This is a genomic window from Gellertiella sp. DMC107, assembly GCF_056313605.1.
Map to the genome: position 1 here is coordinate 13,019 of NZ_JBQUZZ010000007.1, position 21,344 is coordinate 34,362.

Consider the following 21,344-nt stretch of genomic DNA (forward strand, 5'->3'; position numbering starts at 1 on the left):
GCCCGCGCCGCCCGTCATGCAAAGACGATGCGCGGGAAGTAGAAGGACACGACCCAGTTCGGCATGTCGACGATTTCGCTGATGCGGAGATCGCCGCAGACCGAGCAGAGCATGTAGGCATCGACCGGGTTCATGCCGTGCTCGGCGGTGAGCAGGTCGATCATGCGGGCGACCGCGTCGCGCGCACCGGTCATCAGGTCGGGGCCGATGCCGGTCGTCACCTCGTAGCCCGCGCCGTCGAGATGGCGGGTGACGGGCTCGGTGGTGGTGAAGCGCGGCGTCTTGAGGTTTGCGCCCTTCACCAGATCGAGCGTCAGCTCCACATTCATCTGGCTTTCGATGGCGGTGCCGCAGACTTCGCCATCGCCCTGTGCCGCATGGGTATCGCCGACGGAGAAGAGCGCGCCCGTCACCTCGACCGGCAGGTAGAGCGTCACGCCGGCCGTCAGGTCACGAATATCCATGTTGCCGCCGACGCGGCGAGGGGGCACGACGGAATGCAGACCGCTTTCGGCCGGGGCAACCCCGATGGTGCCGGTGAAGGGCTTCAGCGGCACGCGGCCGCCGGGCCCGAAAGCCGAAGGGGCCATGGACTGGGTGTCATAGGACCAGACATGCAGGGCAGGCTCCTTGAATTGGTCCGCCAAGAGCCCGAAGCCCGGAATGTTGGCCGTCCAGCCATGGCCGCTCGGGTGGAACGTGTTGATGGTCACCTTCAGCGCGTCGCCGGGCTCGGCGCCCTCGACATAGACGGGACCGGAAACCGGATTGATACGGCCGAAATCCAGCGAGGCCAGCGTGTCCAGCGTCGCATCGGGGCCGATCTGGCCGCCGGAGGAATCCATGCATTCGAAGAGAATGGTTTCGCCGGGCTTGGCCGTCAGCGCCGGCGGGAAATCCCGGTTCCAGCCGAAATTATGCTGCGCGCGGTGGATGGTGTGGGTGCAGGCAACGCACATGGAAGGATCTCCAGCTCCGTGGATTCGAACTCGCGGGGAATAGGCCGTCCCGGGTTACCGGGACGGCCGGGCAGCAAGGCTTCCCCTCTTCCCGCAGGACGAGGGGATGGGGGCCCCTTACTGCTTGACGTAGATGGCGTCGTAATTGATGACCCGGGTGGGGTCGATGTAGATATTGTCGGGACCGCCCATGCGCGGCGACTTGGCGACGACGCGGCGCTCGTTGATAACAGGCACCCACGGCGCATCGGCCATGATGTCGGTGAAGACCTTGCCCCAGGCAGCCTGACGCTCGGCGGCCTTGGCCGGGTCCGACATGCTGTCGGCGGCAATGGCCCGCGCATCCAGCTCCTTGTTGCAGTACCAGGACCAGTTCCACCCGCCCTGTACCGCGCCGGCGCAGCCGAGGATGGGGCCGTAGAAGTTGGACGGATCCGGGAAGTCGGCGATCCAGGCCATGCCGCCGGACCAGATCATCGGCGCTTCGCCTTCCGTGCCGCCGGCGGCGATCACGTTCGCCTGGGCGAGTGCGCGCACTTCGGCCTTGATGCCGATGGCCGCGAGATCCTGCTGGATCGCCTGGGCGATGCGGGGCTGCGGATCGGTATTGGTGGAGTAGAGCACGGTTTCGAAACCATCGGCGAGGCCGGCCTCGGCTAGCAGCGCCTTCGCCTTTTCCACGTCATAGGCATAGCCGGTATAGGCCTTGTCATAGCCCGGCATCAGCGGCGGCAGCACCTGATTGGCGGGCGTGGCGCGACCGTTCAGGATGCGGGTGATGCGCTCCTTGTTGATCGCCATGTTGACAGCCTGGCGCACCTTCACGTCATCGAAGGGCTTCACCTTGGTGTTGAGCGTGATGTAGCCCGTGTGAAGCTGCTCGCCATCGACGATGATCTGCGCGCCTTCCGGCGAATTCTTCACCTCGAGGAACTTGGCCGGCGGAATGCCGTCGCCGGCAATATCGACCTCGCCCTTCTGCAGGCGCAGCAGCGCGACGAGCGGCTCCTGGCCGACCTCCACCGTCACCTTGTCGATATGGGGGATGTCCTTGAGGTAATAATCGGGATTGCGTTCGAAGACGAGCTGCTGGCCGATGGTCCAGTCCTTCAGGATGAAGGCGCCGGATCCCACCGGCTTCTTCCCGAAATCGCCGCCGGCGGCCTCGACGGCCTCCTTCGGAACCACGGAGGCGAAGTTGATCGCCAGCACGTGCAGGAAGGTGGCATCCGGACGGGAGAGCTTGAAGACGACGGTGCCCTCATCCGGCGTCTCGATGCCGGAAAGCGTTTCCGCCTTGCCGCCGGTCAGATCCTCGAAACCCTGGATCGCACCGAAGAAGCCGGCGCCGGGGCCTTGCGTCTTCGGGTTGACGGCGCGCTCGATGGAATATTTCACGTCCGAGGCGACGAGTTCGCGGCCGTTCGAGAATTTCACGCCCTTGCGCAGCTTGAACGTGTAGGTGAGCCCGTCGGGCGAGACCTCGAAGCTTTCGGCGAGCGAGGGAACGACGGTCGCCGTGCCCGGATCGTAATCCATCAGGCGGGAAAACAGGCTCTTGATCATCGACCAGTTCACCCAGTCATAGCCGATGGCCGGATCGAGCGTGGTGATGTCATCCTTGTAGGTGACGGTGATGTCGCCACCCTGGGACGGGGTTTCCGCCCGGGCCATGGGCGCGAGTGCCAGCATGGCAATGGCTGTTGTGGCGAGAGCTAGGCGTTTGAACATTTTTCGTTCCCCTTTTTTCGCGAGACGTCTCAGTGTGAACGGATACGCGGATCGACCGCAGGCGCGATCAGGTCCGCAGCGAGATTGCCGATGACGATGGCAAGCGCCGAGGTGAGCGTGACCCCCATAATGATGGGAATGTCCACCTGCTGGATCGCCTGCCAGGCAAGCTGGCCGATGCCCGGCCAGCCATAGACCGCTTCCACCACCACCACGCCGCCCATGAACTGGCCGATATCGATGCCGATCATGGCGATGACCGGCAGGATGGCGTTGGGGAGCGCGTGGCGAAGCACGATGCGGGCGCCCGAAAGGCCCTTGGCCCGGGCGGTGCGGATATAGTCCTGGTTCAGCACCTCGATCATCGCCGAGCGCACGATGCGGGCATACCAGCCGGCCCCGAGGATGCCGAGCGTGGTGGCCGGCAGCACCAGATGGGAAAGCGTGCCGAAGCCGCTCATCGGGAACCAGCCGAGCGTGGCGGCAAAGACATAGAGCAGGAAGAGCGCGACGATGAACTGCGGTGCGGAGACGCCGACGAAGGCGGTCATCATGATCAGCCGGTCGACCGGGCCGCCGCGGGAGAGCGCCGCGACCACGCCGAGCGTCAGGCCGAGCAGGAGCTCCATGAAGATGCCGGCCGCCATCAGCGCCAGCGTCGCCGGCAGGCGGGCGGCGATCAGGGTCGCCACTTCCGTCTTCTGCGCATAGGAGCGGCCGAGATTGCCCTGCAGGAGATGGGAGAGATAGGCCCAGAACTGGGTGAGAAGCGGCTGGTCGAGACCGAGTTCGTGGCGGATGTTCGCGACCGTCGCGGCCGTTGCCGAGCGGCCGGCGATCATCCGGGCGGGATCGGCGGGCAGCGCATAGAGCAGCACGAAGGTGATGGCGGCCACGCCGAGCAGGATCAGCACGGACTGGACGAGGCGGCGGACGAGAACGGCAAGCATCAGCCTCTCCCTCGCTGGGTCGGATCGAGGATGTCGCGCAGCGCATCGCCGACCAGATTGAAGGCGAGCGCGGTGAGCAGGATCACCGCACCGGGGAAAAAGACCAGCCAGGGGGCCGCCTGGAAATAGCTCTGGCTCTCGAAGATGATGTTGCCCCAGGACGGCTGCGGCGGCTGCACCCCGATGCCGAGGAAGGAGAGCGTCGCTTCCAAGAGCACCGTGGTGGCGATGCCGAGCGTGCCCCAGACGATGGCCGTCGGCACCAGATGCGGCAGGATATGCAGGAAGAGGATGCGGCCATGGCCGGCGCCCAGCGAGCGTTCCGCCAGGATGAAATCCCGCTCCGAGAGCGCCCGCGTTTCCGTGTAGACGATCCGCGCCACCTGCACCCAGTTCACCAGGGCGATGACCAGCGCGACGATCCAGAGGCTCGGCTTCAGCAGGGCGGCGAGCACGATGGCGAGCAAGAGCGCCGGAAAGGCCATCATCAGATCGGTGAAGCGCATGATGAGATTGCCGGAGAGGCCGCGCAGGTAGCCGCCCGCAATGCCGATGGCGAGCCCGATGGCGACCGCGACACCGTTCGCCACGATGCCGATGACCAGCGAGGTGCGTGCGCCATAGAGAAGGCGGGAGAAAAGATCGCGCCCGAGCGTGTCGGTCCCCAGCCAGAACTGGGCACCGGGGCCGATGGGGGCGCCCTCGAGCGTCAGCCCGTCGAACATCTGCTCGTCGGGGCTGTAGGGGGCAATCAGCGGCGCAGCGAGCGCGATGATGACCACCAGCACCACGATGGCAAGACCGAAGAGCGCGGCAGGCTGCCGCGCAAGCTCTTTCCAGACCCGCATCAGACGGCCTCCCTCAGGCTTTCGGAGCCCCCGAGGAAGAAGGCGGCAATCTGTTCCACCGGCACCCGGCGGCGCATGGCGAAATCGCGCAGCACCGCATAGGCCTTGTCGTCATCGAGCCCGCGCTCGCTCTTCAGCCGGGCAATCGCCGCATGCACGACCGGCCGCAGCTTCAGCCGTTCGGTCAGGTGCGCCTCGCGCAGCCGGGCGGCCATGCGCTCTTCGTGGATGGACACGGCGAGAACCAGCGCCGGGAAGATGGCGGAGGCGGTGACCGGCTTCGCAATCAGCGCGCCGCAACCCTGCCGGATGGCCCAGGAAATCCGGCCCGGCGCTTCCGAGCCGAGAAGGCCGATCACGGGGCGCAGCGGATGGTCCGCCGTCCAGGGCAGGAGCTCGTCCCAGCCCCGATCGGCATCGATGAGGACGAGATCGGGCAACGCCTCGCCGGCGAGCGGCTTCCACTGCATGGAAACCGTCATGCCGAGCAGGTGGAGCTGGCGCTTGAGGCGTTCGGAGTTTCCATCCTCTTCCGCCAGGATCATGACATGCCAGCCGGTGAAATTCGGGGTCTTCGTCATGACACGACCCTCAGTTTCGGCTGCGCGGGCCGCGTCTTGCCGGTCAGGTAGGGATCGGCGGCGATGGGACCGGAGGCGGCAATCAGGTCGTAGTTCCGCTGCGCATTGATGCGCCCGAGCAGGAAGGGAAGGGCGGCGTGATTGGTGGCAGGGTCGATATGCATCGCGCCGAAAAGCGTCGGCCAGGTGCGGGCGAGCAGGCTGTCGCGCACCGGCCCCGGCGCATCGGTTCCGGCCGCCTCGATTGCCGCGATGCAGAGCGTGACGGCGGTATAGGCACTGGCAAAGACGCTGGAAACCTTGCGTGGCCCGCCTTTCCAGGCCGCAAGGCGCGCCTTGAAGGCGTGGTTGTCGGGCGTATCGAGCGTATCGAAATAGGAGGCGGCGCAGAGCTGGCCGATGGCCGCGCCGTCGGCGATCTCGTCGAGCTCGCTTTCCTGCAGGTCGCAGCTCGCCACCGGACAGTTCTCCGGCAGGAAGGCCGGATCGCGCTGGCCGAGTTCCCGCATCGCCTCCAGGAAGGCATAGCTGGCCGGGCCGATGAGATTGTTGGCGATGAAATCCGGGCGCTTCTCCTGGATGTCGTCGATGATGCGCCGGACGGCGGTTTCCTCGAGCGGCAGATAGCGCTCGCCGAGCACCGCCCCGCCCGCATTGGTGATCAGCTCGCGCGAGAGCCGGTTCATCTCCCAGCCCCAGACATAGTTGGCGCCCACCAGATAGGCGCGCTTTCCATGCTTCGGGAGCAGGTGGTCGAACATCGGGATCAGGTGCTGGTTCGGGCAGCCGCCGATATAGATGACATTCTCGTTCGCCTCGAACCCCTCATAGGGGCACATGTACCAGAGGAGACCGTCATGCTTCTCGACGAGCGGGATCACTTCCTTGCGGGCGGCCGAGGTGATGGTGCCGACGATGTGGCGGCAGCCGCTGTCGCGGATGAGGCTGCGGGCGCCGTCCAGATAGGCCGGCAGTTCGCCACGCGGATCGACATAGACCGGCTCCACGGCCGTGCCGCCGCGCGCCTGATAATCGTGAAAGGCAAATTCCGCGCCCTCGCGCGCATCCCGACCGATGGCTCCATAGGGCCCGGTGGACGAATAGAGAATGCCAATCCTGATCCTGTCCTGCATCCCCACTCCAAAAACAAAAAGCCCCACGACGCTTTCCCCTTTGCGGGGGCGTTGTGAGGCGCTGTTGCCTGAGACAAGATTGTCCGTGTAATCCGGCGGAAACAAAAATGTCCAAATCCGGTCATGATCAAATTACAGAGAGTGCGCCCTGTCAAGCACCTCCGCTGCAAGAAGTGACCGGGAAAGGCTCCAGCTTCGGAAAAGAAAGGCTTCCTACACAGGAAAGCCCTATGTTTTTCTAAATTAGAAATCTTCTCCCGCGCTTCCGGAGGCCTGACCATGCGCCTTGCTCACCTCGTTCTGCCGCTGCTGGCCCTCCTCGTTCCCCCTGCAGCCGGGGCTGCGGAGGCCGGGACGCCGCCCGACCTCCATCTCGCCAGGCTGACCTCCCCGGAAATCCGGGCGGCTGTCGAGGCGGGCTACACATCCGTGCTGGTGCCGAGCGGCGGGACCGAGCAGAACGGCCCGCACATGATCCTCGACAAGCACAATATCATTGTCGCCGAGGCGGCGGGGCGCATTGCGGCGGCGGTCGGCCATATGCTTGTCGCGCCGGTGCTGACCGTGGTGCCGGAGGGGGATTTCGGCCCGCCTTCGGGCAACATGCTCTATCCGGGCACGATCGGCCTGTCGCCGGAAGCCTATGAGGGCGTGCTGGATGGCGTGGCGCGCAGCCTGCGCAATGCCGGCTTCCGGACCATCTTCCTGATCGGCGATCATGGCCAGAGCCAGGATCCGCAGCAGGCGGTGGCCGAACGCCTGACCGCGGAATGGGAAGGGGAGGGCATCCGGGTCATCCCGATTGCCGCCTATTACGACGATGCCCGGCAGATGGCTTTGCTGAAGGCAGAAGGCTTTACCGACGACCAGATCGGCTTCCATGCGGGGCTGATCGATACGTCGGAGGCCATGGCCATCCGGGCCGATGCGGTTCGTGCCGACATGCTGCAGCACCTGCCGCAGCCGCTTTCGGACCGGGGCGCGAGCGGCGACCCGGCCCTGGCCAGCGCGGCGCTGGGACGGCGCCTGCTGGATCTCAGGATCGACGCGGCCGTGACGGAAATCCGCGCCCATCTGCCCGCACCCGCTCCCTAAGCGGCCTTACCGGTCGGAAGAGGCGGCATCCGCCACGGCGGATATGGGCGCCTTGCGCTTTTTCCGTCTCAGCGATTTGCGGAAGTGGATGAAGGGAACGATCATCTGCCGGACGATATCCTTGGGATAGGACTTGTCGTCCACGCCATAGCGGGAGGGCAGCTTGCCTTCCGGCATGTAGAAGGTGCCGAACATCACATCCAGGAAGGCGAATGTGGGGGCAAAATTCCTCTCCCCGCCTTCATCGATCCCCGTGTGGTGCCAGCGATGGAAGACGGGTGTCGCGATAACATATTTCAGCGGCCCGAGCGTCCAGTTGAGGTTCGAATGGACCCAGGCGCCCGCGACCATGTCGAAGGGCACCATCATCACCATCACCCAGGGCGGAATGCCCAGCAGCATCATCAGCGTGGAGACCGCCATGGGGCCGAACAGGCGGTTGACCGGATGGGTGCGGTAGGTCGAGGTCCATTGCAGGTCTTCCGGCGAATGATGAACCGCATGGAACGCCCAGAGGTGACGGGTATGAAACAGACGATGGTTCCAGTAGAGCAGGAAATCCGTCGCCAGGAGATAGAAGGTCACCTGCACCCAGGCGGGCGCAGCGGCCAGCGGGCCATGCCCCTCGTCGAAGAAGTGAAGGATCTGGTCGGGCGCGGTGAAAGCCAGCATGATCATCGTCATCATCGCGACCAGCACGATGTTCAGGATCGGCGCGATGAAATCATAGGTCAGCGCATAGGCGATGTCGGTCACGAGATCCGGGCTTTTCCACCAGACCTTGCCGGGATTGCAGGCCCGGTTGTCGAATATTGTCAGGGCGGTGAAGGCCGCCCCCAGACCGGCGATCCAGAGGAGATGGTCGCCAAGAGACTGAAAGACATCAGAAAAAAGATATAAAATAATGTCCACGATAACCTCCTTGTTCCGGCAACCGGAACGAACAGAAGCTCTAACATTTATTCATTAATGAATTAGAATATAAAGCCGCACGGATTCGAGACAAAAAAAGACCGCCCCGAAGGGCGGCCAGTGGGGGACTTGGCCCTGGGAGGGTTTACTTGGAGACGAGGTAATCCACCGGAATGGCTTCCGAAATGGTCCACTCGTCGATGACATGCGGCTTGCCCTTGTCGGTTTCGACGATCAGGTAACGGCCCCGGTTCTGGTGGTGGATTTCAGAGGAGAAGGAGCGCGGGCCGAAGAGGGTCGGCTCGTCCTTCATCTTTTCGAGTTCGGCCACGACCGCATCCGCATCCGTGGACTTGGCGCGCTCGACGGCCTTCGCCCAGACGTCGATCATTACATATCCAGGATAGACATACTGGCTCGACGGATCGCCGCCGGTGACTTCCTTGTACTTGGCGTTGAAGGCGGTCACGTCCTTGTTCGGGTCGTCACCGTAGATCGAGCCCTGCACCGGGGTGTAGAAGTTCGAAAGATCAGGAACGGCGTTCAGCCAGTAGGAACCGTCGACGCCCGAGCCGTTGAGGATCGGCGCGGTGATGCCGGCGGCGCGGATCTGCTTGATCGCCGAGACGACGCCCGGCATCATCGAGCAGAGCATGATGGCATCGGGCTGCTCGGGCAGGCTCTTGATGCGGGTGATCTGGGCCGCGATCGAGGCATCCTCGTTCTTGAAGGTGTCTTCGCCGACGAGCTTGGCGTCCTTCAGGCGCGGCAGCATCCAGTCGAAGCCGTCGCAGATACCCTTGTTATATTCGGTCCAGGTGTCGAGCAGGCGGTAGAACTTGCGGGCATTCTTCTTGTTATAGGCCCATTCGGCCATGGTCGCGCCCTGTACGGCGGCAAGAACGGACGCCGAGAAGGAATGCGGGCCGACGCCCTGGATGCCGGCCTTGATGGATTCGGCGCAGAGGAAGAAGGAAATCTTGCCGGCGCTTTCGGCGGCAAGGGCTGCGGGCGAACCGAAGTCGTAGTCGCAGGAGACGACCACGAGGTCGGCGCCCTTGTCGATCACTTCGAGGCCGGCCTTGGCGCCTTCGGCGCGGTCGGTCTTGGTGTCGGCGGTGACCACCTCGATCTGCTTGCCGAGCAGGCCGCCGGCCTTGTTGATCTCGTCGATCTTGATCATGGCCGCATCCTGCGCCGGCTTGTCGTAAGCCTGCATGAAGCCGGAGGCGGCAGTGGCGAAGCCGACCACGATCTTGTCGTCATCCGCATGCGCCACGGCTGCGGACAGCACGAGGCCGGAGACGGCCATTCCCATTCCCAGTTTATGCCAGAGAGTCATGTTTTTCTCCTTTGGTTCCCTTTTTTCTCCGGGTTGAGCCCCGGAAACGTTTCATGCGTTGCGGAAGCCGGACCAGCCGATCTCCCGGTTGCCGATGAGCCCTGCCGGGCGGCGCATCAGGATGACGATCATGATCACGCCGATCGCGATCTCCTGGACGCCGTTGGGGATGGTGAGAACGGTGTCGCCGAGCGCGACGCCCTTTTCGAACATCCGGAGGATCTGGATGATGGTGGAGAGCAGCACCACGCCGATGACCGCGCCCGACAGGCTGCCCATGCCGCCGACGACAAGCATGGAGAGCGAGATGAAGGTGAGGCCGAGATAGAAGGTATCGGGCGTGACGACGCCGACCGAATGGGCATAGAGCGCGCCGCCGCCGCCCATGACGAAGGCGGAGATGACGAAGGCCCGGAGCCGTTCCTTCGGGATGTCGACGCCGGAAGCGGCCGCAGCCGTCGCCTCGTCCCGGGCGGCGCGAAGCGCCAGCCCCGAACGGGAGATGGAATAGGCATAGCCGATCCCGACCGCGATGAGGGTCGCGATGAAATAGGGCCAGATCGACCGGTTGATCGGAATGCCGACCACGGAGGAGGTCGCGCCCGTCACATCCTCCCAGTTGGAATAGACCTGGTTGATGAGGGCGAGCATGGCGAAGGTGGCTATGGAGGCGGCAATGCCGGACAGCCGCATCAGGATCTTGCCGAACAGGAAGGCGATCAGCGCGGCGAAGAGAGCCGCCGCCGGCACGCCCACCCAGAAGGGCAGCTTCGCCTCCAGCACGAAGCCCGGCAGGCCGGGCAGTGCCATCTTCTTCATCGGCGGCGGGATCGTCAGCCAGGCGGTCATGTAAGCGCCGAGGCAGGTAAAGCCGATATGGCCGAAGCTGATCACACCGGAATTGCCGATGAAGATGTAGAGCCCGACGACCAGGATCACCCGGATGAAGATGTCGATGATCGTCTGGTTGAAGGGGCTGGAGCCCATGACCAGGGCGAGAACCGCAATCGCGGTGAGCAAAAGGCCCAGAATGACCGGCGTCGCCACGGTGCGGGAGAGGATGGAAGCGCGTTCAGCCATGGGTCACACCCTCTGCTTTGCGGATTTCGGCATGAAGAGACCGTTCGGACGCCAGATCAGCGTGGCGATGACGGCGGCATAGACGAAGGCATCGCGGAAGGGCCTCGCCTCAGGCGGCAGCACCACCTGCATGACGGTGGCAATCGCGCCGATGAGGAAGCCCGAGAGCACCGCCCCCGGCAGCGAACCCAGCCCGCCGATGACGGTGGCGATGAAGGCGATCAGCATGATGTTGCCGCCCATCTGGATATCGGCGGTTCCCGTCTGGGTGACGAGGATGAGCGCGACGGCGGCGGCCAGCATGCCCGACAGCGCGAAGGCCAGCATGATCACCCGGTTGGCGCGCACGCCAAGCATCCGGGCCATGGTGAAGTTTTCCGCCGCCGCCCGCATTTCGAGCCCGAAGCGGGTGCGCTTCAGGAAGAGGGTCAGCCCGATCAGGATCGCAATCGCGGTGACGATGGTGATCACCTGCAGCAGCGGGATGCGGGCGCCCATGATTTCCACCGGCAGGCCGAGATTGGACCAGAGGTCGATGCTCTTCGGGCGGCTGGAATAGAGCATCAGCAGGAAATAGCGGATGACGAAGCCGAGCGCGAAGGAGGCGATCATCATGGTCGCCGGATTGGTGTTGCGGAAGCGCCGGAAGACGATGATCTCGGACAGAACGGAAAGCCCCGCGCCGACCGCCAGGATGAAGGGGATCAGCAGCCAGGCCGGCAGGTTGCCGGCAAAGACGATGGCCGCCGCATCCACCGAGGGCCAGAGCATCGCAAAGACGCAGAAGGCCATGGTGTCGCCATGGGCGAAATTGACGAGGCGCATCACCCCGAAGATCAGCGCGATGCCGAGCGCGCCGAGTGCGTAGAGACTGCCGAGGCTGAGCGCGTCGAAGACGACTTGCAGGATCTCCGTCATTTGCCGTGCTCCCCATATCCGAAATAGGCCTGTTTCAGCGCGTCGCTGGAGGCGAGTTCGCGGGCATCGCCTTCGAGCGCCACTTCGCCCGAGCGCATCAGGATCATCCGCCCGCCGGTGAGCTTGGCGCGGGTGGCGCTCTGCTCGACGATGAGGAGGGTGAGGCCGATCGTGTCGCGCAGCTTGACGAGCGTCTGGTAGACATCGTCGATGACCTTCGGCGCGAGACCGAGCGAGGGCTCGTCGATGGCGATCAGCTTCGGCCCGGCCATCAGCGCGCGGCCGATGACGAGCATCTGCTGCTGCCCGCCCGAAAGCGCGCCCGCATGCTGGTGGCGGCGGCTCATGAGAACGGGAAAAATGGAATAGACCATTTCGAGATCCCGGGCCGCCTGGTCCTTGTCCGCCCGCATGCCGATGCCGAGGCGGAGATTTTCCTCGATGGTAAGGCCGCCGAAGACCTCGCGGCCCTCGGGCACCATGGAAAAGCCCATGCGGGCGATGTCCTCGGGGCTGCGGCCGGAGGTGACCTGACCGCGGAAGGAAATCGACCCGCCGACCGGTTTCACGACGCCGGCAATCGCCTTCATGAGGGTGGATTTGCCGGCGCCGTTCGGGCCGGTGACAAAGAGGATCTCGCCCTCGTTGAGGGTGAGCGAGGCACCGCGCAGCGCGGTCAGGCGACCATAGCGGACGGTGATGTCGTTGACGGAAAGCAGGGTCACAGGATCTCTCCTTCCGCATCGGCCTGGGTGCCCATATAGGCGTGGCGCACCTTCTCGCTGGCCTTGATGGCATCAGGCGTGCCGAATTCGATGATCTCGCCGCTGTCGAGCACATAGATGGAATGGCAGGTCTTCAGCACGAGGCCGATATTGTGCTCGATCAGCAGCACGCCGCACTTCACGTCATCGGCGATGCGGTGGATGAGGCGCGAGAGATCGTCCGCCTCTTCCGCCGACATGCCGGCGGCCGGTTCGTCGAGTAGCAGGAAGGCGGGTTCCAGCATCAGCGCCCGGCCGATGGCCACGCGCCGCTCGTCCGTATAGGGCAATCCACCGGCGAGCCGGTCGGACAGCGGTGCGATGCCGATCCAGTCGAGCAGCGCATCCGCCTTCCGCGAGGCTTCCCGGCGGGAGAGGCCGAGGCCGACGCCGGTCACTTCGAGATTTTCATGCACCGTCAGGTCGGCGAAGAGCCGGCCCGACTGGAAGGTGCGGGCAATGCCGGCCTGCCGGACGCGATGCGCCGGCAGGCCGCCGATCTCTGTGCCATCCAGGAGCACGCGGCCCATGGACGGCTTCTGAAATCCGGTGAGGACATTGACGCAGGTGGTCTTGCCCGCACCGTTCGGTCCGATCAGGCCCGTGACCCGCCCGGCGGGAATTTCCAGCGTGACATTCGAAAGGGCCCGCAAGCCCTCGAAGGCCACTGAAACCATATCTGCCGCGAGTGTCTGAGCCATAGGTCCCTTCTTACTTGTCGCGCGTGATGAGGTAGGAGTTGGTCGGGTCGAGAACGGCGGTCCAGCCGGGCTCGATGACGATGGTGGTCGTGACTTCCTCGATGATCGCCGGCCCCTTGATGGGCTCGCCCGTGCCGATCCGGTCGCCGTCATAGACGGGCGTGCGGGTCGCCTGGCCGGACGGATCGAAGATCGCGTCGCGGTGATCCTTGATCGCCCCGCCGGGGGCGCTGGCCTTCGGCATGTCGGGACGCTTCGGCTTCTCGATCCGCCCGTAAAGGGTCGATTCGATGTTCACCACCTCGACCGCATTATGCGGCTCGGCATAGGTGTAGAGTTCCTTGTGCCGGCGGTGGAAAGCCTCTTTCACGCGGTCGATGGTCGTGGCGTCGATGTCGAACAGGTCAATATCGACGGTGCATTCATGCACCTGGCCCACATAGCGCATCTCGAGCGAGCGGCGGATCTCGATGGTCCCCTCGTTAAAGCCGTCGGATACGAGATGGGCGCGGCCCTCCTTCTCCAGCTGCTTGTAAAGGTCGTCGATGCGCTTGTAGGCGGCATCGCTGTCGAGACGCACCGGGGCGGTGGCCATGTAGTTGTATTTCACGTCCGAAATGATCTGGCCGAAGGCGCAGAGACCGGAGGCGAGCTTCGGCAGGATGATCGTGTCGATGCCGATTTCACGGGCGAGCGCCGTGATATGGGCAGCGGTCGCACCGCCCGCGCCGACCAGCACGAAATCGCGCGGATCGTAGCCCCGCTCCACCGAGACGCGGCGGATGCCGTTCACCATGTTGTTGTTGACGATGGTGTACATGCCATAGGCCGCACGCTCGATGGAAATGCCGAGCGGATCGGCCACCCGCCGCACCGCCGCGCGCGCCTTTTCGATGTCGAGCGGCAGCTTGCCGCCGAGCAGGCCGTCCGGCGAGAGATAGCCGAGCACGAGGTTGGCGTCCGAGGTGGTCGGCTCCGTGCCGCCCTGGCCGTAGCAGGCCGGACCCGGTTCGGAACCCGCCGATTGCGGACCCATCTGGATGATGCCAAGCGGATCGATCCAGCCGATGGAGCCGCCACCGGCGCCCAGCGTTTCCACCTGGATCATCGGCACGCCGATGCGGTAGCGCAGGAAGTCGATGTTCTTGTTGAGGTTCGTCTGCCCGTCCTTGGTGAGCGTGATGTCGAAGGACGTGCCGCCCATGTCGACGGTGATGACGCTCTTCTTGCCGAAGGGCTCGCAGACATAGAGACCCGCCTGCGGGGCCGAGGCCGGGCCGGAATTGATGGCATAGACCGAGCGGTCCGTCATCACCTGGCCGATGGCAAGGCCGCCGTTCGACTGGAAGTAGCGCACCGGCTGGGCCGCCCCGAGCTCGCGGAAATAGGCATCCACGGCCTTCACGTAGCGGCGCATGACCGGGGCGAGATAGGCATTCACCACGGCGGTGGAGGTGCGGGTATATTCGCGCACCTGCGGGTAAAGCTCCGAGCCGACGGTGATGATGGCGTCGGGCATCATCTCCCGGACGATCTCGGCGGCGCGACGCTCGTGCGCCGGGTTCAGCACCGACCAGACGAAGGAGATGGCGACGGTTTCGATGCCTTCCTTCAGGAAGAGCTCGCAGGCCGCCCTGACGTCTTCCTCATGCATCGGTATGCGCACCGAGCCGTCGGACAGCACGCGCTCGCGCACCCCCTTTCGGAGATAACGCGGCACCAGCATGGTCGCGGCCGGATATTCCGGATCGTAGCGATAGCCGTCTTCCTTGTGGCCGTTGCGGATCTCGATGGAATCCTCGTGGCCGGCGGTGGCGATGAGGCCGGTCTTGCCGCCCCGATGGGTGATCAGCGCGTTGAGACCGACGGTCGTGCCGTTGATGCAGAGATCGCTGCTGGAGACGAGTTCGGTCGGCGAGACGCCGATGGCCTCATGGATGAGCTTCAGCCCGTTCTGGATGGCGCGGGTCGGGTCCGTGGGGGTCGACAGCGCCTTGAACAGCTTGGTTTCGCCCGTCTGGCGGTCGGCCACAACGAAGTCGGTGAAGGTGCCGCCGGCGTCGATGCCGAGGCGATAACGGTTCTTGATCGAGGTCATGGTCGTGTCTCCTTTCACGCGGCCGACCGGAGGGCCTGCGTTGCCGCCTGGTCCACGGTGAGGGTTTCGGGATCGGTGATCACGACGCCATAGTCGCGGCGCGCGCCTTCGATGGAGACAAGCCCGTTCTTGACATCCCAGAGGACCTTTTCGATGGGCCGTTCATGCGGATTGCCGTAGCCCCCTCCGCCGGGGTTCATGTTGGTGACGGTGTCGCCCGTCTTGATCGTCTCCATGATGTTGGTGCGGCGCACCTCGGTCTCGCCGCCACGCTTCAGCTCGACGCGGCCGACCTTGGTATCGATGTCGCTGGAATAGGCGCCGGCAGCGCCCATGGCGGGAATGCGCCGGCCTTCGCCGAAGCCGATGCAGAGCATGTCGCCGTCGAGCGGCTCCACTTCCCAGGCCGTGCCCGAGCCGCCGCGGAACTTGCCCGCGCCGCCGCTATCGGCCATCAGCGAATAGCGGTGGATGATGATCGGGTAGGAATATTCGAGCAGTTCCACGTCACCCGAGGTGAGCGCGCCGAAGCAGCATTCCGGACCGACCGCATGCCAGCCGTCCTGCTCGGGGGTCGCGCCGCCGCCGGAAATGATGGTGGCGAGCACCATGGTCACATATTCCTCGCCGGTGCGCTTGTCCCAGCCGGCAATGTTGAGGCCGTTGGCATGACCCCAGGAGGCCGCGACCTTGGAGGGCATGGCCTTTTCGAAGGCGAGCCGCACCGCATCCGTCAGCGTCTCCATCGGCGTGGTGGTGCAGTTCATGTGGGGGGCGGGTTCCTGCGCGTTGCAGATCGTGCCCTTGGGGCCGAAATCGATCGAGACGCAGCGGTAGAGCCCCTCATTATAGGGCGGCGGGAGGGCGGCGAACATCATCAGGCCGAGATAGACGCCCGAATGGGAATTGCCCTCGTAGGAATTGATGAAATAGGGGATCTGCGGCGGGCTGGAGATGGCGATATGGCAATTGTCGCCGGTGATGGTGACGGTCGCCTTGATCTCGAAATCGCCGAAGCCGTGGCCCGCATCCTCGAGGATCGCCGAGCCTTCGTAGGTACCATCGGGCACGGTGCGCATCATGTCGCGCATGTGCTTTTCGGCCATGTCGAGGAGTTCGTCGATGCAGGCATCGACGGTGTCCTTGCCATATTTGTCGAGCAGCGCGATGAGGTTGCGCTCGCCCACCTGGCAGGCGCCGATCAGCGCGTTGAAATCGCCTTCCTGGTCGCGGCGGGCGCGCATGTTGGTGTAGATGAAGTTGAGCACGTCGTTGCGCGGCACGCCCTTGTCCCAGATCTTGACCGGGGGAATGCGCAGGCATTCCGCATAGATTTCCTTGGCATTGGGGTTGTAGCCCGCCGGAACCGGCCCGCCGATATCGGTGAGATGTCCCTTGCAGACGGTCCAGTAGACCAGCTCGCCGTGATAGAAGACCGGCTTGTACATGCAGGTATCGATGGCATGGCTGCCGCCGAAGGCCGGGTCGTTGTGGAGAATGAGATCGCCTTCGTGGATATCGCCCTCGAAGAATTTGGCGACCGCCTTCATGGCCGGGATCAGCGAACCCAGATGGATCGGGATGTCCTGGCCCTGGAGGATCATTTCCGGCCGGCCGTTGAACAGCGCGGTCGAATAGTCATGCGCCAGGTTGAACACCGAGGAACGGGCCGTCTTTTCGAGAGACAGGGTCATTTCGCGCTGGGTGGTCTCCAGCACGCCGCGCACCACGGAGAGCGTGATCGGGTCGACTTTCGGTTTGTGAACTTGTTTCATGGCTCCCTCATTTCCGGGCCGGCGCCTGCCGCCCTTTCGATTGAGGAAAGCCTAAGGCCGCTTTTGCCGAACGGTCTTTGCATCCGGCGCACCAAGCCTTGTCTTTCGGTGCAGCTTTTCAAGATTTTGCTGGACGAAGCCCCCCGTCCTCCCCTTTCATAGGAAAAAAAGGGGAACATAAAATGAAGTCCACCATCACGACCGCGGAAACCCCGCGGCACGACCGCAGCCGCCATTGGCACGAGGCCATTGCCAGTGCCTATTTTCCGCTCGATCTCACCTTCGCCCAGACCGACAATTTCACCGGCGACCTGATGATCTGGGAACTGGGCGACGTCTCGCTCTCGCGGCTCGCCTCGTCCGCGCTGCAATATCGCCGCCTGCCGAAGCACCTGAAGGCGGAGCGCGACGAGCATTTCCTCATCACCATCCCGATCCGCAGCCAGGTGAATTTCAGCCAGTGCGGCAAGGAGGTCTATTGCCAGCCGGGCGGCTTCTTTCTGGAGCGCAGCCACGAACCTTACGAATTCTGGCACGACGACTTCGCCGATCTCTGGGTGATGAAGGTGCAGTCGCAGGAAATCGCCAGCCAGATCCGCCAGCCGGACCGCTTCTGCTCCATGCAGTTCAACGCGGCGGAGGGTGCGGGCGGCCTGTTCTCCGACATGCTGCAGCTGATCCCCGGCCGCTTCAACGCCATGACGCCGGAAGTGCGCCAGGCGGTGGGCAAGCAGCTGATCGATCTTCTGGTGCTGTCGCTGAAGGCGGACGAGCGGACGCTGACGTCTGGAAGCTCCTCCGTGCGCGCCGCGCATCTGACGCGGATCGAAGCCTATGTGCGCCGCAACCTGCACAATCCCGATCTCGACCCTGAAACCATCGCGCGGGCCTGCGGCATGTCCACCCGCTACCTGCACGAACTGTTCCGGGATACGAACCAGACGCTCGGAAGCTGGGTGCGCGACCAGCGCCTGATGGCGTGCCGCACGGCGCTGGCGGATGTGTCCAACCGCCAGACCGTCGCGGAAATCGCCTATCGTTTCGGCTTCAGTGACCATGCCCAGTTCTCGCGTGCGTTCAAGGCGCACTTTCAGGTGACGCCCAAGGAATTCCGGGATCAGGCACGGGACCGCCTTCGCGCCGCCAACTGACGGCGCGTTGAAGCGTTCCGGATTGCCCCCCGGCTGAACCGGGCAGTGCCCCTTCGGGGGCGCGGCCCTTCTTCTTTCAGCCCGTCAGGCGAGCGCCTGACGGATGCGGTCGATGAGGCGGGCGCGGTCGTTGCGGGCAAGCAGCGCCTGCTCCATCGTCACGTCCACGAACCGCGCCGGCATGTGCGGCTGCAACTGGCCGATGAGATCCATGTCCGCCGAGATCACCGCGCCGACCATGAAATAGCCGCCGCCCGACACCGCATCGCGGTGGAGCACGATCGGCTCGGTGCCGCTCGGCACCTGGATGGAGCCATAGGGATAGCAGGCATCCACGATGTTGGACGGGTCGGAGCCCGCGCCGAAGGGCGGTTCGCGCGGCACGAATTCCAGCGGCTTGCCGCCCTTGAAGCGGTAGCCGATGCGGTCCGCCTCCGGCGCCACCTTCCAGGTATCGTCGAGGAACTGCTTGCCCGAGGCTTCCGTAATGCGGTGCCAGTAGAGACCTGGCAGCATGCGGAGCTCCGCGGGCGCGCCCGGCGACCGGCGCAATTCCTCCGGTACCGCCCGGCCTTCCGCGGCACCCCTGCCCGCGCCGAGCGGCAAGACGTCGCCTGCTGCGAGTTTCCGCCCCTCGAAACCGCCGAGCGCGCCCAGCGTATAGGTGGAGCGGGAGCCGAGAACGACCGGCACGTCGATGCCGCCCGAAATCGCGATATAGGCCCGTGCGCCCTTCTTCAGGAATGCGAAGGACAGCACGTCGCCCTTCTTCACCGCAAGCGAGGTCCAGGTGGGCTTTTCCTCGCCATTGATCTTCGGCGGCAGTTCGGCCCCGGTGACGGCGACGGTCGCATCCCGGTGAAACTCGATTTCCGGCCCCATGAAGACCACTTCGAGAAGGGCCGCTTCCTCCGGATTGCCGACCAGAAGATTGGCAGCCCGGGCGGAAAGCAGGTCCATCGCCCCCGAAAGCGGAATGCCGATATGGTAATAGCCCGGGCGGCCCAGATCCTGAACGGTGGTGGAAAGGCCCGGTGAGACGATCCTGATGCTCATTTCAGCGCCCCCATCAGCTTGGCATTGTAGGCATCCATGTCGGCCTGGAATTCCGGCAGCGAGAAGGTGACGTCGCGCATGAGCGGTGCGAACTGGCCCGCATCCACATCGGCGACCGTCGCGTCATATTCGTCGCGGTTGATCGGCTTCCAGCGCACGATGTCGCCGGGCCGGAACAGGCACATGAAGTCCTGGAGATACTTGATCTTCTGGTTGGGATCGTAGATCGGCATGGGCGTGATGCCGAACATCTGGTAGCCGCCGGCGCCGCGCACCGAATAGATGCAGCCGAAGCAGCCGCCATGCCCGACCGTGAGCCGGGGCGTATCGGTGCGGGGGCGCAGATATTTCGGCGACTGGATCTGCCGCTGCCGGTCCACCATCTGGTAGAGGAAGGGCAGGCCCGCCACGAAACCCACCATGGAGACGAACCAGGGCGCGCCCGAATGGGCCTTGATGAAGCCGTCGACGCCGTCGAGATCGTTGATGCGCGCGGTATATTCGATATCGGTCGAGGTCGGGTCCTGGTGCCGCTCGCGGAAGCGCATCAGCGTCTCGTGGGTCCAGGGATCGTTGTAGAAGACGGGGATTTCGATGATCCGGGTGCGGATGACCGATTCCGCCTTTGCCGCCGAAGCCTCGATGGACTTCAGCTCCTTCAGCATGTCGTCGGGTGCGATCACGTCCGGATTGAACTTCACCTGGAAGGAGGCATTGGCGGGACAGATCTCCGTGACGCCCCGGATCTGCGCTTCCTTCACCGCCGTGGTGATCGAGAGCGATTTGAAGAAGGCTTCGAGCGACATTTCCTCGTCACATTCGACGAAGATGTGCTCGTCCCCTCCGAAGGAGTAGCGTGTCTTCATGAACCAGTTCCCTCTTGTTCTTTTATGGTCAGCACATTCTGCTCGAGCCAGGGCTCCAGCCAGCGCGTGTGGACGTTGGCGGCGCGGACATCCGGATCGTCGGCAAGCCGCTCGAACAGCGGTCTCGTGGTCTTGAGCCCCTTCACCTCCAGTTCGCCAAGCGCGCGCTTCAGCCGCTCGATGGCGCCGTCGCGGGTCTCGTCCCAGACGATCAGCTTGCCGAGCAGCGAATCGTAGAAGGGCGGCACCGTATAACCCTGGTAGAGCATGGTATCGAAGCGGGTCCCGGCCCCGCCCGGCACCGTCAGCGCGGTGACCATGCCCGGGCCGGGCTGGAAGTTCTTCGCCGGGTCCTCGGCGTTGATGCGCACCTCGATCGCCGCCCCCCGGGCCTCGATATCCGACTGCCGGTAGGACAGCGGCGCCCCGCCGGCAATCCGGATCATCTCGCGCACCAGATCGATGCCGGTGATCATTTCCGTGACGGGATGTTCCACCTGGATCCGGGTGTTCATCTCGATGAAGTAGAACTCGCCCGAGGCATCGTCGTAGAGATATTCGATGGTGCCCGCGCCGCGATAGTTCACCGCCTTCGCCAGGGCGACGGCGGAGGCGCAGAGCTTTTCCCGCACCGCGGGCTTCAGCGTGGCGGCGGGCGCCTCTTCCCAGACCTTCTGGCGGCGGCGCTGCAGGGAGCATTCTCGCTCGTAGCAATGGATCGCATCCTTGCCGTCGGCCAGCACCTGCACCTCGATATGGCGGGCGCGTTCGATCACCTTTTCCACGTAGAGACCGCCGTCTCCGAAGGCCGCCTTCGCCTCGGCGCTCGCCTGCGCCATCAGGCTCTCGAACTCTTCCGGGTCGGAGGCGATGCGGATACCGCGTCCACCCCCGCCGGCCGCCGCCTTGATCATCAGCGGAAAGCCGATCCGAGAGGCCACGTCGCGCGCTTCCTCCGGGCTGTCGATCCGGCCGTCGGAGCCGGGAACGCAGGGCACGCCGGCCGCAAGCGCGGCGCTGCGCGCCATGGCCTTGTCGCCCATGGTGCGGATCTGGTCGCCGGTCGGGCCGACGAAGGTGAGGCCCGCCGCCTCCACCGCATCGGCAAAGCCCGCATTTTCCGCCAGAAATCCGTATCCCGGATGGATGGCATCCGCTCCGGTCTCTTTCGCGGCGGAGAGGATGGCCTCGATGTTGAGATAGGATTTGGCCGCGTGCGGCGGGCCGATATTCACCGCCTCGTCGGCCATTTTCACGGCCAGCATGTCCTTGTCGGCGGCGCTGTGGACCTGCACGGTCCGGATGCCGAGTTCCCGCGCCGCGCGGATGATCCGGACGGCGATTTCCCCGCGATTGGCGACGAGCAGCTTGCGGATGGTCATCG

Annotated in this window: 19 protein-coding genes; 2 read left to right on the forward strand and 17 right to left on the reverse strand. The window is 64.5% G+C overall.

The window, feature by feature from the left end:
* Nucleotides 1–14 precede the first annotated feature (14 nt).
* The 6 genes from ACT54B_RS19670 to ACT54B_RS19695 all read right to left on the reverse strand — a co-directional run bounded on the left by ACT54B_RS19670 (nt 15) and on the right by ACT54B_RS19695 (nt 6,202).
* Complete coding sequence (locus tag ACT54B_RS19670) at nt 15–959, reverse strand: acetamidase/formamidase family protein (protein WP_476047424.1); 945 nt, start codon at nt 957–959, stop codon at nt 15–17.
* A 117-nt stretch (nt 960–1,076) separates the two neighbouring features.
* Nucleotides 1,077–2,690 carry an ABC transporter substrate-binding protein gene (locus ACT54B_RS19675; protein WP_476047426.1) on the reverse strand — a complete coding sequence of 538 codons (1,614 nt, stop codon included), beginning with the start codon at nt 2,688–2,690 and terminating at the stop codon, nt 1,077–1,079.
* Nucleotides 2,691–2,719: 29 nt separating this feature from the next.
* On the reverse strand, nt 2,720–3,640 hold the full coding sequence (locus tag ACT54B_RS19680) for an ABC transporter permease (RefSeq protein WP_476047428.1): 921 nt from the start codon (nt 3,638–3,640) through the stop codon (nt 2,720–2,722).
* On the reverse strand, nt 3,640–4,488 hold the full coding sequence (locus ACT54B_RS19685) for an ABC transporter permease (RefSeq protein WP_476047430.1): 849 nt from the start codon (nt 4,486–4,488) through the stop codon (nt 3,640–3,642). Before ACT54B_RS19685 ends, ACT54B_RS19680 begins: the two co-directional genes overlap by 1 nt.
* Entirely contained in the window at nt 4,488–5,069 is a 582-nt protein-coding gene (locus tag ACT54B_RS19690) for an ANTAR domain-containing response regulator (RefSeq protein WP_476047431.1), read from the reverse strand. The genes ACT54B_RS19685 and ACT54B_RS19690 overlap by 1 nt, the downstream gene beginning before the upstream one ends.
* Nucleotides 5,066–6,202 (reverse strand): transporter substrate-binding protein, encoded by a 1,137-nt coding sequence (locus tag ACT54B_RS19695; protein ID WP_476047433.1) that lies wholly within the window; start codon nt 6,200–6,202, stop codon nt 5,066–5,068. Before ACT54B_RS19695 ends, ACT54B_RS19690 begins: the two co-directional genes overlap by 4 nt.
* Before the next feature lie 279 nt (nt 6,203–6,481).
* On the opposite strand from ACT54B_RS19695, the gene ACT54B_RS19700 reads away from it, so the two are divergent.
* A complete protein-coding gene (locus ACT54B_RS19700; RefSeq protein WP_476047434.1) occupies nt 6,482–7,297 on the forward strand; it encodes a creatininase family protein in 816 nt (271 codons plus the stop codon).
* Nucleotides 7,298–7,303: 6 nt separating this feature from the next.
* Here ACT54B_RS19700 and ACT54B_RS19705 read toward each other — a convergent pair whose 3' ends face one another.
* From ACT54B_RS19705 to capB, 8 genes are all read right to left on the reverse strand, one after another.
* Nucleotides 7,304–8,209: a sterol desaturase family protein gene (locus ACT54B_RS19705; protein WP_476047436.1), complete on the reverse strand. Its 906-nt coding sequence runs from the start codon at nt 8,207–8,209 to the stop codon at nt 7,304–7,306.
* Between the two features lie 145 nt (nt 8,210–8,354).
* Entirely contained in the window at nt 8,355–9,551 is a 1,197-nt protein-coding gene (locus ACT54B_RS19710) for an ABC transporter substrate-binding protein (RefSeq protein ID WP_476047438.1), read from the reverse strand.
* 51 nt (nt 9,552–9,602) lie between these two features.
* On the reverse strand, nt 9,603–10,631 hold the full coding sequence (locus tag ACT54B_RS19715) for a branched-chain amino acid ABC transporter permease (RefSeq protein ID WP_476047440.1): 1,029 nt from the start codon (nt 10,629–10,631) through the stop codon (nt 9,603–9,605).
* A 3-nt stretch (nt 10,632–10,634) separates the two neighbouring features.
* Nucleotides 10,635–11,549 (reverse strand): branched-chain amino acid ABC transporter permease, encoded by a 915-nt coding sequence (locus ACT54B_RS19720; protein ID WP_476047441.1) that lies wholly within the window; start codon nt 11,547–11,549, stop codon nt 10,635–10,637.
* Nucleotides 11,546–12,274 carry an ABC transporter ATP-binding protein gene (locus ACT54B_RS19725; RefSeq protein WP_476047442.1) on the reverse strand — a complete coding sequence of 243 codons (729 nt, stop codon included), beginning with the start codon at nt 12,272–12,274 and terminating at the stop codon, nt 11,546–11,548. The genes ACT54B_RS19720 and ACT54B_RS19725 overlap by 4 nt, the downstream gene beginning before the upstream one ends.
* Nucleotides 12,271–13,014, reverse strand: coding sequence for an ABC transporter ATP-binding protein (locus ACT54B_RS19730; protein ID WP_476047443.1), 744 nt, complete (start codon nt 13,012–13,014; stop codon nt 12,271–12,273). Before ACT54B_RS19730 ends, ACT54B_RS19725 begins: the two co-directional genes overlap by 4 nt.
* A 10-nt stretch (nt 13,015–13,024) precedes the next feature.
* Entirely contained in the window at nt 13,025–15,112 is a 2,088-nt protein-coding gene (gene capA / locus ACT54B_RS19735) for a caprolactamase subunit alpha (RefSeq protein ID WP_476047444.1), read from the reverse strand.
* A gap of 14 nt (nt 15,113–15,126) precedes the next feature.
* The gene (gene capB / locus ACT54B_RS19740; protein WP_476047446.1) at nt 15,127–16,887 is read right to left on the reverse strand and encodes a caprolactamase subunit beta; all 1,761 of its coding nucleotides are present in this window, start codon (nt 16,885–16,887) and stop codon (nt 15,127–15,129) included.
* 182 nt (nt 16,888–17,069) lie between these two features.
* Here capB and ACT54B_RS19745 point away from each other — a divergent pair, with 182 nt between their 5' ends.
* On the forward strand, nt 17,070–18,038 hold the full coding sequence (locus ACT54B_RS19745; protein ID WP_476047448.1) for an AraC-like ligand-binding domain-containing protein: 969 nt from the start codon (nt 17,070–17,072) through the stop codon (nt 18,036–18,038).
* 84 nt (nt 18,039–18,122) lie between these two features.
* Here the strand turns inward: ACT54B_RS19745 and ACT54B_RS19750 are convergent, their stop codons facing one another.
* The 3 genes from ACT54B_RS19750 to ACT54B_RS19760 are packed head-to-tail and all read right to left on the reverse strand — an operon-like array spanning nt 18,123 to nt 21,342.
* The gene (locus tag ACT54B_RS19750) at nt 18,123–19,094 is read right to left on the reverse strand and encodes a 5-oxoprolinase subunit C family protein (protein ID WP_476047450.1); all 972 of its coding nucleotides are present in this window, start codon (nt 19,092–19,094) and stop codon (nt 18,123–18,125) included.
* A complete protein-coding gene (locus ACT54B_RS19755; protein ID WP_476047452.1) occupies nt 19,091–19,960 on the reverse strand; it encodes a 5-oxoprolinase subunit B family protein in 870 nt (289 codons plus the stop codon). The genes ACT54B_RS19750 and ACT54B_RS19755 overlap by 4 nt, the downstream gene beginning before the upstream one ends.
* Nucleotides 19,957–21,342 (reverse strand): acetyl-CoA carboxylase biotin carboxylase subunit, encoded by a 1,386-nt coding sequence (locus tag ACT54B_RS19760; RefSeq protein WP_476047453.1) that lies wholly within the window; start codon nt 21,340–21,342, stop codon nt 19,957–19,959. The genes ACT54B_RS19755 and ACT54B_RS19760 overlap by 4 nt, the downstream gene beginning before the upstream one ends.
* Nucleotides 21,343–21,344 lie beyond the last annotated feature (2 nt).

What these genes read in the sequence shown, in the direction of transcription:
- ACT54B_RS19675 (WP_476047426.1), bottom strand. Translation starts at nt 2,690, where the DNA reads ATGTTCAAACGCCTAGCTCTCGCCACAACAGCCATTGCCATGCTGGCA.
- ACT54B_RS19760 (WP_476047453.1), bottom strand. Translation starts at nt 21,342, where the DNA reads ATGACCATCCGCAAGCTGCTCGTCGCCAATCGCGGGGAAATCGCCGTC.
- ACT54B_RS19745 (WP_476047448.1), top strand. Translation starts at nt 17,070, where the DNA reads ATGAAGTCCACCATCACGACCGCGGAAACCCCGCGGCACGACCGCAGC.
- ACT54B_RS19715 (WP_476047440.1), bottom strand. Translation starts at nt 10,631, where the DNA reads ATGGCTGAACGCGCTTCCATCCTCTCCCGCACCGTGGCGACGCCGGTC.
- ACT54B_RS19685 (WP_476047430.1), bottom strand. Translation starts at nt 4,488, where the DNA reads ATGCGGGTCTGGAAAGAGCTTGCGCGGCAGCCTGCCGCGCTCTTCGGT.
- ACT54B_RS19690 (WP_476047431.1), bottom strand. Translation starts at nt 5,069, where the DNA reads ATGACGAAGACCCCGAATTTCACCGGCTGGCATGTCATGATCCTGGCG.
- ACT54B_RS19670 (WP_476047424.1), bottom strand. Translation starts at nt 959, where the DNA reads ATGTGCGTTGCCTGCACCCACACCATCCACCGCGCGCAGCATAATTTC.
- ACT54B_RS19710 (WP_476047438.1), bottom strand. Translation starts at nt 9,551, where the DNA reads ATGACTCTCTGGCATAAACTGGGAATGGGAATGGCCGTCTCCGGCCTC.
- capA (WP_476047444.1), bottom strand. Translation starts at nt 15,112, where the DNA reads ATGACCTCGATCAAGAACCGTTATCGCCTCGGCATCGACGCCGGCGGC.
- ACT54B_RS19695 (WP_476047433.1), bottom strand. Translation starts at nt 6,202, where the DNA reads ATGCAGGACAGGATCAGGATTGGCATTCTCTATTCGTCCACCGGGCCC.
- ACT54B_RS19755 (WP_476047452.1), bottom strand. Translation starts at nt 19,960, where the DNA reads ATGAAGACACGCTACTCCTTCGGAGGGGACGAGCACATCTTCGTCGAA.
- ACT54B_RS19730 (WP_476047443.1), bottom strand. Translation starts at nt 13,014, where the DNA reads ATGGCTCAGACACTCGCGGCAGATATGGTTTCAGTGGCCTTCGAGGGC.
- ACT54B_RS19750 (WP_476047450.1), bottom strand. Translation starts at nt 19,094, where the DNA reads ATGAGCATCAGGATCGTCTCACCGGGCCTTTCCACCACCGTTCAGGAT.
- ACT54B_RS19700 (WP_476047434.1), top strand. Translation starts at nt 6,482, where the DNA reads ATGCGCCTTGCTCACCTCGTTCTGCCGCTGCTGGCCCTCCTCGTTCCC.
- capB (WP_476047446.1), bottom strand. Translation starts at nt 16,887, where the DNA reads ATGAAACAAGTTCACAAACCGAAAGTCGACCCGATCACGCTCTCCGTG.
- ACT54B_RS19720 (WP_476047441.1), bottom strand. Translation starts at nt 11,549, where the DNA reads ATGACGGAGATCCTGCAAGTCGTCTTCGACGCGCTCAGCCTCGGCAGT.
- ACT54B_RS19680 (WP_476047428.1), bottom strand. Translation starts at nt 3,640, where the DNA reads ATGCTTGCCGTTCTCGTCCGCCGCCTCGTCCAGTCCGTGCTGATCCTG.